General features: G+C 71.2%; 14 protein-coding genes. 10 read left to right on the plus strand and 4 right to left on the minus strand.

The features are described 5' to 3' along the window. Positions 1 to 170 precede the first annotated feature (170 nt). Together KSNIM_RS37850 and KSNIM_RS39595 are read left to right on the plus strand one after the other, a co-directional pair. Positions 171 to 2,153 carry a glycoside hydrolase family 31 protein gene (locus tag KSNIM_RS37850; protein ID WP_263107713.1) on the plus strand — a complete coding sequence of 661 codons (1,983 nt, stop codon included), beginning with the start codon at positions 171 to 173 and terminating at the stop codon, positions 2,151 to 2,153. 50 nt (positions 2,154 to 2,203) lie between these two features. Continuing rightward, complete coding sequence (locus KSNIM_RS39595; protein ID WP_411543913.1) at positions 2,204 to 2,368, plus strand: nucleotidyltransferase domain-containing protein; 165 nt, start codon at positions 2,204 to 2,206, stop codon at positions 2,366 to 2,368. 285 nt (positions 2,369 to 2,653) lie between these two features. On the opposite strand, the gene KSNIM_RS37855 is transcribed toward KSNIM_RS39595, so the two are convergent. The 3 genes from KSNIM_RS37855 to KSNIM_RS37865 form a co-directional block, all read right to left on the minus strand. Beyond that, positions 2,654 to 4,798, minus strand: a complete 2,145-nt coding sequence (locus KSNIM_RS37855; RefSeq protein ID WP_263107714.1) for an alpha-galactosidase — start codon at positions 4,796 to 4,798, stop codon at positions 2,654 to 2,656. Between the two features lie 279 nt (positions 4,799 to 5,077). Beyond that, on the minus strand, positions 5,078 to 5,368 hold the full coding sequence (locus KSNIM_RS37860) for a hypothetical protein (RefSeq protein ID WP_263107715.1): 291 nt from the start codon (positions 5,366 to 5,368) through the stop codon (positions 5,078 to 5,080). Continuing rightward, positions 5,365 to 6,180, minus strand: a complete 816-nt coding sequence (locus KSNIM_RS37865; protein WP_263107716.1) for a phytanoyl-CoA dioxygenase family protein — start codon at positions 6,178 to 6,180, stop codon at positions 5,365 to 5,367. Before KSNIM_RS37865 ends, KSNIM_RS37860 begins: the two co-directional genes overlap by 4 nt. Positions 6,181 to 6,326: 146 nt before the next feature. Here KSNIM_RS37865 and KSNIM_RS37870 point away from each other — a divergent pair, with 146 nt between their 5' ends. The 4 genes from KSNIM_RS37870 (at position 6,327) to KSNIM_RS37885 (ending at position 9,045) form a co-directional block, all read left to right on the plus strand. After that, on the plus strand, positions 6,327 to 7,109 hold the full coding sequence (locus tag KSNIM_RS37870; RefSeq protein WP_263107717.1) for a helix-turn-helix transcriptional regulator: 783 nt from the start codon (positions 6,327 to 6,329) through the stop codon (positions 7,107 to 7,109). 854 nt (positions 7,110 to 7,963) lie between these two features. Then, positions 7,964 to 8,209 (plus strand): hypothetical protein, encoded by a 246-nt coding sequence (locus KSNIM_RS37875; protein ID WP_263107718.1) that lies wholly within the window; start codon positions 7,964 to 7,966, stop codon positions 8,207 to 8,209. 124 nt (positions 8,210 to 8,333) lie between these two features. After that, positions 8,334 to 8,507: a hypothetical protein gene (locus tag KSNIM_RS37880; RefSeq protein WP_263107719.1), complete on the plus strand. Its 174-nt coding sequence runs from the start codon at positions 8,334 to 8,336 to the stop codon at positions 8,505 to 8,507. A 97-nt stretch (positions 8,508 to 8,604) separates the two neighbouring features. Next, positions 8,605 to 9,045: a hypothetical protein gene (locus KSNIM_RS37885; RefSeq protein WP_263107720.1), complete on the plus strand. Its 441-nt coding sequence runs from the start codon at positions 8,605 to 8,607 to the stop codon at positions 9,043 to 9,045. Between the two features lie 236 nt (positions 9,046 to 9,281). Here KSNIM_RS37885 and KSNIM_RS37890 read toward each other — a convergent pair whose 3' ends face one another. After that, positions 9,282 to 9,560, minus strand: coding sequence for a hypothetical protein (locus KSNIM_RS37890; RefSeq protein WP_263107721.1), 279 nt, complete (start codon positions 9,558 to 9,560; stop codon positions 9,282 to 9,284). A gap of 312 nt (positions 9,561 to 9,872) precedes the next feature. Here KSNIM_RS37890 and KSNIM_RS37895 point away from each other — a divergent pair, with 312 nt between their 5' ends. The 4 genes from KSNIM_RS37895 (at position 9,873) to KSNIM_RS37910 (ending at position 12,944) form a co-directional block, all read left to right on the plus strand. Further along, positions 9,873 to 10,619, plus strand: coding sequence for a hypothetical protein (locus KSNIM_RS37895; RefSeq protein ID WP_263107722.1), 747 nt, complete (start codon positions 9,873 to 9,875; stop codon positions 10,617 to 10,619). Then, entirely contained in the window at positions 10,616 to 10,954 is a 339-nt protein-coding gene (locus KSNIM_RS37900; protein ID WP_020937505.1) for a winged helix-turn-helix domain-containing protein, read from the plus strand. The genes KSNIM_RS37895 and KSNIM_RS37900 overlap by 4 nt, the downstream gene beginning before the upstream one ends. 28 nt (positions 10,955 to 10,982) lie before the next feature. Next, on the plus strand, positions 10,983 to 12,263 hold the full coding sequence (locus KSNIM_RS37905; protein WP_263107723.1) for an alpha/beta hydrolase family protein: 1,281 nt from the start codon (positions 10,983 to 10,985) through the stop codon (positions 12,261 to 12,263). Positions 12,264 to 12,755: 492 nt separating this feature from the next. Beyond that, positions 12,756 to 12,944, plus strand: coding sequence for a hypothetical protein (locus KSNIM_RS37910; protein WP_263107724.1), 189 nt, complete (start codon positions 12,756 to 12,758; stop codon positions 12,942 to 12,944). Positions 12,945 to 12,946: the final 2 nt, after the last annotated feature.

Here is a 12,946-nt window from a genome sequence, read left to right on the forward strand (position 1 = left end):
CCTGTGGCGCGGCTCCGCCGGCGTGGGATGCCGCCTGGAACACGAGCTGACCGACGGCTGGTTCAACAGCGCCTACCGCGTCCGCCTGGACGACGGCCGACCCGCCGTCGTCAAACTCGCCCCGCCGCCGAAGCGCCGGTGCACCCGACCGACCCCAAAGGAACCGACCCTTGTCCTACAGCATCCGCGCGGGCGCCCTGGAACGGCACACCGCCGCAGAGATCCTCCGCATCGAGCCCTGGGGACCGGACGCCGTCCGGGTGCGGGCCTCGTCCAGGACCATCGACCCAACCGCCCCCGGTGCGCTGGAGAACCCGCGGCCCGCCCCGCACGCCGAGGTGTCCGTGTCGGACGACGGCTCCGCCCGCCTGGTCAACGGCAGCATGGCCGTCGAGGCCGCGGCGTACGGCCGGCTGCGGTTCGTCGATGCCACGTCGGGCCGCGAACTCCTCGCCGAGCGCAGCCCGTATGCGCACCATGCCGGCTCCCGCGTCCACGCGGCGGGCGGCCGGACGGAACAGTCCTTCGAGGCCTACGACGGCGAACGGCTGCACGGCCTGGGGCAGCACCTGCACGGGCGGCTCAACCAGAAGGGCTGTGTGATCGACCTCGTTCAGCGCAACACGGCGGCGACCGTCCCCTTCCTGCACTCCTCGCGCGGCTACGGACTGCTGTGGAACAACCCCGCCACCGGCCGGGTCGAGCTGGGCGCCGACACCACCCGGTGGACCGCCGACGGCGGCGGGCGCATCGACTACTGGATCACCGCCGGCGACACCCCGGCCCGAATCCTGGACGCCTACACCCGGACCACCGGACGCCCGCCTCTCCTCCCCGACTGGGCCTCCGGTTTCTGGCAGTCGAAACTCCGCTACCGCACCCAGGACGAACTCCTGTCCGTGGCACGGCAGTACAAGGAACGGGGACTGCCGCTGTCCGTCATCGTCTGCGACTTCTTCCACTGGCCCCGGATGGGCGACTGGCGCTTCGAGGAGAGCGAGTGGCCCGATCCCGCCGCCATGGTCAAGGAGCTGTCGGACCTCGGCGTGAAGCTCGCCGTCTCGGTGTGGCCAACCGTGGAGGCCGACAGCGACGCGTACGACGAACTGCGCTCGGCCGGGCACCTCGTACGGGACGCGGCCGGCGGTCTGCTCACGTTCCCGTGGCCGTCCCGGTTCGGCGGGGAAGCCCTGATCCGCCCGATGGCGTACTACGACGCCACCCACCCGGGGGCGCGCGCCGCGCTGTGGCAGCGGCTGAACGACAACTACCGTTCGCACGGCGTGGCGTGCTTCTGGCTGGACGCCTGCGAACCCGATCTGCCCCCGGGTCTCGCCGAGCGTGCCCTCTACGCGGCCGGGCCGGCGGCCGAGTCCGCGAACCTCTACCCGCTGGAGCACGCCCGCGCGGTCGCCGACGGCCTGCGTGCGGCGGGCGAGGAGCGGCCGCTGTCGCTGGTCCGCTCGGCGTGGGCGGGCAGCCAGAAGTACGGGGCCCTGCTGTGGTCCGGCGACATCCCCACGACCTTCGACTCCCTCGGGCGCCAGATCAGGGCCGGGCTGAACGTCGCGATGAGCGGCATCCCCTGGTGGAACACCGACATCGGCGGCTTCTTCGGCGGCGACCCGGACGACCCCGCGTACCGCGAACTGCTGGTCCGGTGGTTCCAGTACGGCACCTTCAGCCCGGTCATGCGGCTGCACGGAGACCGCGAGCCCAACTACCACGCCTTCGCCACGGAGATGACCGGCGGGCCGAACGAGATCTGGTCGTACGGGGAGGAGGCGTACGACATTCTCCGGGACCACGTGCTGCTGCGCGAGCGCCTGCGCCCCTACCTGCACGGCCTGTCCGAGGACGCCCACCGCACCGGCGCCCCGCCGATGCGCCCGCTGTTCTTCGACTTCCCCGAGGACGAGCGCGCCTGGGAGGTGGACGACCAGTTCCTGCTCGGCCCCGACCTGCTGGTGGCACCCGTGTACGAGGCGGGCGTCCGGGCCCGTCGGGCGTACCTGCCGTCCGGCACCCGCTGGCTCGACCCGGCCACCGGCCGCATGCTGGAGGGCGGAACGACGCTCGACGCCGAGGCCCCGCTGGAGCGCATCCCGGTCTTCGTACGGGAAGGCGCCGACGTTGCGACCCGACTCTGCTGACATCTTCTCAAGCCCGACAGAGTCGACCGACGCCGAGCACCCGTACGTCCATCCCGCCTCGTGCCTCGCCGCGGGAACGATCCAGGGGACCGCCCGTCCCCTGCCGGTGGGCCGATCAGCAGGTCTACTTCCACCAGGCCTACGAACCGACCGATCGCGACCGTCACGACATGGCGCAGCCCCGACAGGCCTTCGGCATCGCCACCCACGTCTGACCCGCACTCCAGGGCGCCCGAGTCCGACCCTGTGCGGCCGGACCGCGCGGTGCTGCTGGTCCCGCACCACGGACCCGGCGTGGATCAGGATGCGCTCCCCGCCGGAGTAGCAGCGGATCCTCGCCCGTGTGCGCCAGGCCGGGGCGCCCGCGCAGCGGCTCGGACGTCCCGCTGTGACGGCTCCTGTCGAGCCCGAGCCCGCTGGACCGCGGCACACCGGTCCGCCCCGACTGCAGGGGTCCTGCTCCTGCGGGTCGGAGCGGGACCCCTGCAGTCGGCGGAGGACTACGTCTGCGAGGCCGATGGCTGCGCCTGCGCCTCGACCACCAACGCGTGGCCGGGACGGTTGGTCAGGCCCGGGGCTGCGAGGCCGACTTGGGCGAGGTAGCGGCCGGTGAGGGTGAGTGCGGTTGTACGCCGTGCCCAGGCGGGCCAGGTGTCCTCGGGGGAGGAGAGTTCGGGGCGCACCTGCAGGGCGTAGCGGGTCTCGAGGTCCAGGCCCGGGAGGCGTACGGGCGCGCCGTTCTCGGCGACGGAGGTGTCCAGTTGGACGTAGGCGAAGACGGCGTGGGTCCGGTCCCGCGAGACGACGCCGTGGACCCAGGCGGCCGGGTCGGGGTGGTCGGTGCGGACGACGTCGCCGCCGTGGAGCAGCGGGCGCAGCTGCTTGTAGGCGCCGACCCAGGCGGTGAGCGTGTTCAGGTCGTCCTGCGACCAGCTAGAGATGTCGGATTCGATGCCGGCGTGGCCGAACAGGGCGGTGGCGCAGCGGAAGGCGAGTGCGGTGTCGCGGTGGCTGATGTGGGCGGGGGCGGAGCCGACGTGGGAACCGATCAGCTCGTAGGGCAGCAGCAGGCCGGTCCAGCGCTGGATGGCCTGGCGTTCGATCGGGTCGATGTTGTCCGATCCCCAGATCCGGTCGGTGCGTTCGAGGATGCCGAGGTCGGCGCGGGCCCCGCCGGAGGAGCAGGACTCGATCTCCAGCCCGGGGTGGCGGCCGCGCAGTTCGTCCAGGAGCCGGTAGACCGCCGTGGTCTGGGCGTGTACGCCGGGTCGGCCGTCGTGGACGGCGTCGGCGAGGTCGCGGTTGTGGTCCCACTTGATGTAGTCGATGCCCACATCCCCGACGAGGGTGCTGATCCGCTCCAGCACGTAGGCACGGGCGTCGGGGTGCGCGACGTCCAGGACGTGCTGACTGCGCTGCTCGAACGGGAGGCGGTCGGGGTCGGCCAGGAACCAGTCGGGGTGGGCGCGGGCCAGGTCGGAGTCGGGGTTGACCATCTCGGGCTCGAACCAGAGGCCGAACTGCATGCCGAGGCCGTGGACGTGGTCGGCGAGCGGGCGCAGGCCGTCGGGCCACACCTTCTCGTCGACATACCAGTCGCCGAGGCCGGCCCGGTCGTGGCGGCGGTGGCGGAACCAGCCGTCGTCCACGACGAACCGCTCCACGCCGACCTGCGCCGCGGTCTGTGCGAGGGCGCGCACCCGCTCGGGGTCGTGGTCGAAGTAGACCGCCTCCCAGATGTTCATGGTGACCGGCCGGGCGGAGTGCGGGTGCCGTGGCCGGGCCCGGAGCATGTCGTGGAACCCTCGGCTGATTCCGTCCAGACCCGTGCCGGAGGTCGCGAAGTACACCCACGGGGTTCGGTAGGACTCGCTCTCCGCCAGCCGGATCTCACCCGCGTCCAGCAGCTCGCCGCCACCGAGGACCGTCGTCCCGTCGGCCAGCCGCTCCGCGTACTCGACGTGGTTGCCGCTCCAAGCGGGATGCACGCCCCAGACCTCGCCGTGCCGGAAGCCGAAGCCTTCGGCACCGGCGATTAGCAGCCCGGCGTCGAAGCCGGTGCGGCCGCGCCGGCTCTCCCTCGACCACACGCCCTGCCGCAGCGGGGAGCGCTGGGGGGAGCGCTCACGGGCCCAGCGGCCCGCGAAGTCCAGCAGTTCCGCGGCGTGGGCGGGCACCGGCAGCACGCACGCCAGCACGTCCAGGGTGTAGGCGTCCGTGGCCGTGTTGGTCAGGGTGTGGCGCATCCGCACCACGCCCTGCTCCGTCAGGTGCAGCTCGGTGTCCAGCGCGAGCCCCGCGCCGGGGTCCAGGGCCCGCACGTGGACGGTGCCGCCCCGGCCGTCCTGGGCGCGTACGGTGACCGGTTCGGCGAGCTCGAAGCGCAGGGGGCGGACCCGGCCGTCGCGGTGCCCGGCGAGGGTCGGACGTCCGAACCAGCCCCAGCCGCGCCCCTGGGAGGGCATCAGGCTCCCGGCCTGGTGGCGCGAGGTTCGCCCCAAGGCGTCGAGCACCTGCGCGGCATCGTCGGCGCGGAAGCCGGGATCGACGCCCCAGTGCAGCACCCGGGGCATCTCGGGTCCGGTGGCGTCGAGCGCGAGGGCCGTGTCACCAGCCGACAGCACGACGAGGTTCGCCTCGGTCATTTCGTCCTCATTCAGGGGATGGTCCTGGTCCGGTGCCCGGCGGGCGCCACGCCGCACCCTCGGCAGCACGGTGGCCGTGGAACACGGGGGTGATGCGGTCACCGCAGCGGTCAACGAGCCGTGGCCGGCGCGGAAGACTCCTCGTCCGCCTGGAGCACGGCCGGAGGCATCCGGCCACGGGCAGGTTCGGTTCTCATTGGTTCGGTTGGCGCTCACAAGATGCCCTGGCCGCCACGCTCCGGAGGCCGGCCGGGGCGGGCCGATCGTCCCTCGGGCGCGTCATGGCGCCGATGCGTCGACGATCCGTTCGAAGAAGAACTCGTGCTTGAGGAAGGAGACGTCGTACTCGCGACCCGGGTACGGCGGGATCAGCTGAGCGGCCTGGAACAATCGCCAGCCGTCCCGGAGCGCCGCCACCCCCGTCTCGTACGGCGGCTCGTCGCTGTCGCCGGTGGTGGGCGAGGTGCGGCCGGTGCCGTCGTACCTCGCCCAGCCGACGACGTAGGAGTCCAGCGCGGAGCTGGACAGGTAGAGAACAAGTACCTGCTGCCGGGCCGAGTCGGTCCTCATGGCGTCTTCCCCCTGGGGCGGTTGGAGACCCTGGTCACCCAGTGGTCGAGGTCGTAGCTGTCGTCGCCGGTCAGCGCCCGCCACAGCAGGATGCGGTTGTACCGCTCCAGGCGACCGGTCGCCCCCTCGTACCACGGGAACATCGCGTCCAACTCCGCGTTCACCTGCGGGTCGTGGAGATCCGAGGTGTCCCACAGCCGCTGTTGACGCACCGTCGGATTGAAGCGGATCTTGAACATGTAGCGCAGCGTGTCGCTGTCGTTGCGCCGGCCCCCGTGCCAGAGGCCGTGGTGCAGAAACACCACCGTCCCGGCCGGGCAGACCAGCCGGTCCTGTCCGCGCAGGTTCTGGTAGCGGCCAGTGTCCGACTCGTTGGTCCGGCGCAGATGGCTGCCCGGCACGCTGAGAGTGCCGCCCATCTCCAATGTCACCGCCTGCGGGTAGTACATCAGCTGCACGTCGAAGGCGTCCTGCCGGACATCGATGATGGCGTCCCCGTGCAACGCCTGGGCGTCGCCTCCGTGGGGTTCGCGGGTGTGCACGAAGTGGTGGTCCACCCACGGCTCGGGGCCCACCAGGCTGCGCAGCGCCCCTGCGACCCGCGGAAGTTCGAGCAGCCTGCGGACGAACGAGCCTTCGGGGTAGGCCGCGGACAGCGGCGTCCCGTACGGCACCGGCGGCACGTCGTCAGCCAGCACCCTCAGACCCTCGGCATTCAGCTCGGCCGGGACCACCGCGTCCAGCCGCAGCGATCCGCGCGCGACGAAGCGCGCCATCTGTACTGAGCTGAGCAGTTCCTGCCTGTTCTCCATGGCGGCAACGCTAGGCCCGCCCGCCGCCCTCCCGGGTGGGCCGCGTTCACCCAGTAGTGGTCGATTCTCACCCTGCCGCCCTGCATGGGTGAACCGAGGCTCACGACCTGGATCGGGCTGCGGACGCCGTGGTAGAACACGTGACCATGCACACGGCCATCGCCCATCTCGACGAGCCTCCGCAACTCGCCGCGGTCGGCATCGGCGTGCACGGGCCGGCCGGCCACGTCGACGTGTTCTCGTTGCCAGACCTGTGGCAGCTCCATCTGTACAGCTACGACGCCGACTTGACGGTCGACGGTACCGAGCACTCGATCCGCCCCGGCCGGGTCAGCCTCGTACCGCCCGGGACCGAAGTCCGCTACCGCTACCGGGGCCGATCCGAACACCTCTACGTCCACCTCCGCCTGGGCACCGCGGGAGCGGCCACGAGCATCCCGGTGGTTCAGCAGGCTGGTCCGGAACTGGATTTCCTCACCGTGCAGCTGCAGCAGGCGTTGGCCGCCTGGCCGCACACGCCATCGCGGGCGGTCGCCGAGGTGTGGGGTGCCCTGTGGCGGGTCGCCCGGCTCACGCCGCCACGGGAGGGGAGCGCGCAGGCCGTCCATCCTGCGGTGGCAGCCGCAGTGGCCCTGGTCGAGGCGCGGCTGACGGAGCCCCTGACGGTGCCGGAGATCGCGAGGACCGTCGGAGTCTCGCACAACCACCTGACGCGGCTGTTCCGGGCTGCCACGGGTGAGACGGTGGTCGGCTACATCCGGGCCCGGCGGATGGAGCGGGCGCGGCATTTCCTGCGGGCCACCACGCTCTCCATCACCGCCGTCGCCGCCTCGGTTGGCATTCCCGATCTGCAGGCATTCAACAAGACTTGCCGTCGTGAACTCGGGGCGTCTCCACGCGGCATCCGTGCCGCCCGTCCCGTCCCGTAGGCACCGGCTTCCGGTGTCCCGCTCCCGCGGGGCGGGCCCACTCAGGACACCTCGGCGTCCTTTCCGTCTCCCGGCAACCAAGCAGTGGATCCCCGACTCGGTTGACCGAGCGCGGTTGAGAGGTCCCTTCCGGAACGCGGTCACGGCCGGAGCCGTCCGCCGAGAGCGATCCGCGCCGTACCGGCGGCTCGGCGGTTGGGCCGAGGGCGGGTCCGCGCGCCAATCAGCCGCGTCCGTGCGCCACGGCCTGCGGCGATGGTCGAGGTGGCGATGCTGCCGGTTCCAGTCAAACAACCTTGCGGGCCGAGTAGTTGTGTCTCGGTATCCAGCCTGCCGCGGTCGAGTCCGCCCTCCACGACGCGGGCCTGACCGACACCGATGCCACGTTCACGGGCGCGGCTGATGCGACCGCCGTCGTGGTCAGCACCAACCTGGGCAACGTGGACAGCGTCTGCGAAGCCGCCGGCACCATGGCCGGAGCAGGCGTCAGGGGACTCAGCCCGTTGGGCCTGCCCCAGACCTCAAGCAATGTCATCGCGGGCTGGGCGGCCATCCGCAACGGGCTGGCGGCGCCAACCTCACCGTCTGCAACGGCGTCACGAGCGGTCTGGACGCCCTCGCCTGGGCCCGGAACCTCGTCGTGGCCGGGCGCGTCGAAGCAGCCGTCGTCGTCGGCGTCGAACCATCCAACGGCGTGCCGACGAAGCTGCTCGGCCAGCAGTCCACCGGCGCGGCGGTCGCCGTCGTCCTCGAACCGGCGGACGCAGCCGCTTCCCGTGGCGCACGGCCTCGCGCCACGATCGCCGGGTACGCGCGGGGCCCGGGACCTCGCCGCGGCGCTGGCCGCCGCTGGTGTGACGCAGGGAGAATCCGTCGGACTGTGGCTCGGGGACGAGACGGGTGCCGGGTCGGGCCGGCTGCTCTCAGCTACTCGCCGGATCAACCTGGAAACCCGGCTGGGCCCGCTGTCCGGGGCGCTCGGCGTCCTGCAGTGCGCCACCGCGGCTGCCCACCTGGAGAGCGGCGCCGCCGGGAACGTGCTCGCCACGGCGGGAGGCCCTCGCGACGACGCGGCAGCCGCTGTGCTGCTGACCCGTTGACCGACCCTAGGCCATCCACGCAGGAGCCGGGGGGACGGTCCATGACCAGTGCGACCGTGACCATCGAGGATCTCCGCGCTCTGATAGCCGGCGTACTGGAGATCGACCCCGGGGAGGTCGCCGAATGAGCACAACCAAGCCCCCGGTACCCCGCCAGCCGTACTTCTCGCTCAAGATCGGCGACCTGACGATCGTCCTCAAGCAGCGCCCCCGTAAACGCCCCGCACTCGTCGCCACCGCGTGGCTGCTGCTCGGGCCCGCCGCCACCCTGGCGCTCCAGGCCCGTCACGGGGCCTGACCCCCCGAACGGCATCCGGCAGGTTCCCGACTGTCGCCCTGCCCACGAGGCGGGGCGACAGCCTTTACGGGCCGGCCGGTTACTTGCCCCCTTCTCGTTGATCGTTCTTGCCGCCGGCGCCCTCACCGGCGCCGATCCCCACGGTCACCGGCTCTACCGGGATCCCGAGGGCGACCGCATCTACGCCGCCGTCCAGGCCGGTGCTACCCCCGGCGCATCCGCGTCCGCAGTACTGCGTCGTCTGGACCTGGAGGCCTATCTCGCCGACCTCCTCCGCAGCCGTGAACGCCTGGTGGCCGTGATCGACGCCGACGCCTGGGCGAAAGCCGAGGCGATGCCCTCCGACGAGGAGATCCGCCGGGCCCGCCGCCTGATCGGCCGGGTGAAGGACTCCGTCGACGGACTCTCCGAGCAGGAGCGCACCGAAATCGAGCAGGCCACCGCCTTGGTGCGACGTGCTCGCAACGACGTCGTCCACCTCGGACTTCCCTCTGTCCGCCAGCCACTCGTCGACTTCCGACCAGACAGGACCCCGTGACCACCACACCCATGGCCGACGGCCGCCGGGCAGACTCCGCCCGGCGCCACCAGCGCGTCATCAAGGCTGTCGCTGCCGCCGTTTAAGCCGGCACACCCATCACCGTCTCCGGTATCGCCCGCCAGGCCGGTGTCGACCGCGCCTTCCTCTACCGCCACGAGGACCTGCTCGCCCAAGTCCACGCTGCCGATGCCGAGCCGAGCGCTGACAGCACCGGACCCCTTGTCACCCGCGCCTCACTCCAAGCCGACCTGGCCAACGCCCAAGAACGCGCCGGCCGTCTCACCGCGAGGATCCGGACCCTGGAGGGCAAGTTCTCCGAGCTCCTCGGCGAGCAGGCGTGGAGAGACTCCGGACTCGGGGGCCCTGATGACGTCGACCAGCTCAAGCGCCGCATTACCGCCCTTGAGCAGCAAGCGGTCGATCTCGCCGGTCAGCTGGAAGTGCGTGACCAAGAACTCCAAGCAGCGCGAGCAGCCAATCGGCAGTTGATCAGTCGGCTCAACAGCAGTCACTGACTCCTCGCGAGGGGTGTGCCAGAACCGGTTCGGCCACCACGAGACCGCAGAAGCCGAGTCGTCAGCGCTGGCATCCCGCCCACCAGCACTTCGTGGACCAGGGGCCGGAGGCGGTACATCGGAACAGGTTACGGCCGGAAGCCGATCACTAGCGGAGCCGACATGGTGATGCCCTCCCACTGGAGGAAGGGGCGGTAGCCGAGCGGCTGGTGATCATGGGAACCGCCGCGGGCGTGCGGCTTCCCAGCGCCTGGAACTGCAGCATGTACGTTTCTTGCCATAACTGGTTTGTGATGCAAAGCTGATGGCATGACAGATGCATCCATGCCCTCGTCGGGCACGCCCCGTGAAGTCCTGACGGGCCTCGGCGACCTGACCCGCAAGGTCCGGGCCGCGCAGCGCGGCACCTGGTTCCCCCTTCTGCTGCTGGGGATGCTCACGCTGGGCGGCATCCTGGTCGGCCGCTTCACCTTCAAGGTCGAGACCGTGGCCTGCCCGGCGGGTGGAGGCGCGGTCGGCAGCGGCTGCACCCTGGTCACGCAGGGCTCGGCGGTCTACTGGCCCCTCGGGCTTGCCCTGGCCTACGCCGCTACGGCGTTCTTCTACATCCGCCGCTCCCGCAACCGCGGTGTCGGGACCCGGGTCCGGCCCTACGTCCTGACGGGGATCGTCCTGGTCGCCCTGGCGAGTGCCACCGCGATGTGGAGCCTGCGCCATGGGATGCCGCAGCTCGGCGAACCGCTCGACTTCTGGGGCCTGTACCTCGACCCCGCTTCCGGAGTGACGAGGTTCCTCGAACGGCTCGCCGGGAACGCCATGGCCGTCGGGCTGCCGCTGCTGGTGCTGGCCTGGGTGGAGCGCAGCCGCGCCTTGCTGTTGCTCGCTGTGGTGTACCTGGCCGTCGAGCTGGTGCCGCTGTCCACCGGTTGGTCGGGGATCCCGTTCACCTCGCCGTGGTCCGCTCTGCCCGCCTTCGGCGTCCCCGGCGTGCTTCTCCTGCTCGGTGCCCTGGGTTTCGGCCTGGCCGAGCTGTCCGGCCGGCGCGACGCGTCATGACCGATCAGCCCGAGCAGCACCCCGTCACCGGCCTGGACGACGTGGTCCACCAGCGCGTGCGCCTCGGCATCCTCACCGTTGCCCACCAGGCGCGCCGGGTCGAGTTCGGCTTCCTGCGCACGGCGCTCGGCCTCACCGCCGGAAACCTCAGCCAGCACCTGTCCGTGCTGGAGAAGGCCGGGCTGGTGGAGATCGAGAAGGGCTACGAGGGCAAACGCGCCCGCACCTGGCTCTCCCTCACCCCTGCGGGCGACCGCGCCCTGCGGGACGAGGTCACCCAGCTCAAGCGACTCATCCACCAGATCGAGCACGGCAGCTCAGCCCCGGAGTCCTGATCCGCACCCCGGCGAACCGCGGTGAGCCGTGCGCGGCTCCCGCCGACGTCCGGCGGACCCGGACAGCACGCCGAACACCGTCCAAGAAACCCAAGGAGGACACGTGACCATCACACCGGTCACCACGACCGACGTGACGCGCCGTCGCATGCTCACAGCCGCGCTGATAACGGGGGTCGGGGCCGCCGTGCCGATCAGCACAGCACGCCAGGCGTGGGCTGCTCCGGTCGCCCCCGGTCCGTCGCAGCTCACGCTGCCCAGGCCCACCGGGCCGCACCCGGTGGGCACGGTGCCGCTCCACCTCGTCGACACCTCGCGTCCGGATCCCGTGGCCGGCCCGGGGCATCACCGCGAGCTGATGGCCAGCGTCTGGTACCCCGCTTGCAAGACGAAGGACCTGCCGCGTGCTCCCTGGATGAGCCAGGGTGCGCTGCGGGCGTTACTGGCGGACGTCGGCTTCCCCCTCGATCCCGCCCTCGGCCCGCTCACCGCCGCACACGTGGGCGCACCCGTGCACCGAACGGGCCATCGCCTGCCCGTCCTCGTGTACTCGCACGGCGCGGGCAGCCATCGCGGCGACCACACCATCGTGGTCCAGGAACTTGCCAGCCACGGCTACGCCGTGGTCACCGTCGACCACACGTACGACGCGTTCAGCGAGTTCCCCGACGGCCGACTCACCGTTCCGGCAGACGTCCCGCCGTTCCTGGGGCCCCGGGAGTTTGCCACGGACATCCGGTTCGTGCTCGACGTCGTCGAGGCCATGGCTGCCGGGCACAACCCCGACGTCGACGGCAGGCCACTGCCCCAGGGACTGCTCGGCGCCCTCGACCCTCAGCGCATCGGCGCGTTCGGCTGGTCGAAGGGCGGCACCGCCACCGCGCTCACCATGCTCGCCGACCAGCGCATTGGCGCCGGGCTCAGTATCGACGGTCCGATGCAGCCGACCATCACCACCGACCTGGACCGGCCGTTCATGCTGATGACCGCCTCGTTCACCCGGGCCGCCATGCCGGACGTCGCCGAGTTGTGGACACACCTTCGCGGCTGGCGGCTGAACATCCAGGCCGACGGGGCCATCCACACGACGTACGGCGACAACGCGACACTGATCCCGCAAGCGGGCACGATCCTCGGCATGACGAGCCGGCAGATCCAGGACATGATCGGCACCCTCGATCCGGCCCGGGCGGTCCGGATCCAGCAGGCCTACCCGCTCGCGTTCTTCGACCTACACCTGCGACACCGCCAGGGACATCTGCTCGACGGCCCGAGCGCGGCCTTCCCCGAGGTGAGGTTCATCGCGTGAGAAGCGGCGGACCGCGCAATGCGCGGTCCGCCCAAGACCGCCGGGCATGCCGTCACTATCGGGCGCGGCTGCCGATCATGCGGCGGTAGCAGTCGTCGGGGATGAACTCCAGCAGGTGCAGGATTTCGGAAGTTCGCCCGTAGTAGGCGAAGGCATCATGCAGACCGGTCGGATACCCCTTCCGGGACAACATGCTGCTGGCTGACTACCGGAAGGCCGGCATCAGAGGGACAGGCCGAAGCGAGTACCGGCCGCCCAACAATGGTGAGTCGGCTGCCCTGAAACGCTAGCTCGGACGATGCCAGCCCGACACCGGATTTCCCGGGCGCTCGGCAGGGTCTCATCATCGAGGCGCCCTGGGCCAGGCAGCTATCCCCGCTAGGGCGCTCCCGGAAGCCACGGAAGAGTGAAGCCAGTCGGAGTGCCTTGCGCCACACCTGTTGTGATCAATAGCGTTCTTACCCATAGCCACTGAGCTGCGAGGACTCCGTCGTGAAGTCCGCCTCAGGATCGGCGACCACCCGAGAACTCGACGTCTGCCTGGCACACAACGCCGAACGGCCCCCCGAGCAGCGCGTGCCCGAGGACGTCCTGCGCCTGCAGCACCGCACCGCGCGGACCGCCCGCGAACTCCTCCCCCGCGAGGAGTGGGACGAGATCCACCACATCCACACCGCCTGACC

Source organism: Kitasatospora sp. DSM 101779, assembly GCF_025655475.1.
Classification (GTDB): domain Bacteria; phylum Actinomycetota; class Actinomycetes; order Streptomycetales; family Streptomycetaceae; genus Kitasatospora.

Excerpts from the sequence above, each read along its gene's own strand:
- KSNIM_RS37855 (WP_263107714.1), bottom strand. The coding sequence starts at position 4,798 with ATGACCGAGGCGAACCTCGTCGTGCTGTCGGCTGGTGACACGGCCCTC.
- KSNIM_RS37860 (WP_263107715.1), bottom strand. The coding sequence starts at position 5,368 with ATGAGGACCGACTCGGCCCGGCAGCAGGTACTTGTTCTCTACCTGTCC.
- KSNIM_RS37865 (WP_263107716.1), bottom strand. The coding sequence starts at position 6,180 with ATGGAGAACAGGCAGGAACTGCTCAGCTCAGTACAGATGGCGCGCTTC.
- KSNIM_RS37870 (WP_263107717.1), top strand. The coding sequence starts at position 6,327 with ATGCACACGGCCATCGCCCATCTCGACGAGCCTCCGCAACTCGCCGCG.
- KSNIM_RS37880 (WP_263107719.1), top strand. The coding sequence starts at position 8,334 with ATGAGCACAACCAAGCCCCCGGTACCCCGCCAGCCGTACTTCTCGCTC.
- KSNIM_RS37895 (WP_263107722.1), top strand. The coding sequence starts at position 9,873 with ATGACAGATGCATCCATGCCCTCGTCGGGCACGCCCCGTGAAGTCCTG.
- KSNIM_RS37900 (WP_020937505.1), top strand. The coding sequence starts at position 10,616 with ATGACCGATCAGCCCGAGCAGCACCCCGTCACCGGCCTGGACGACGTG.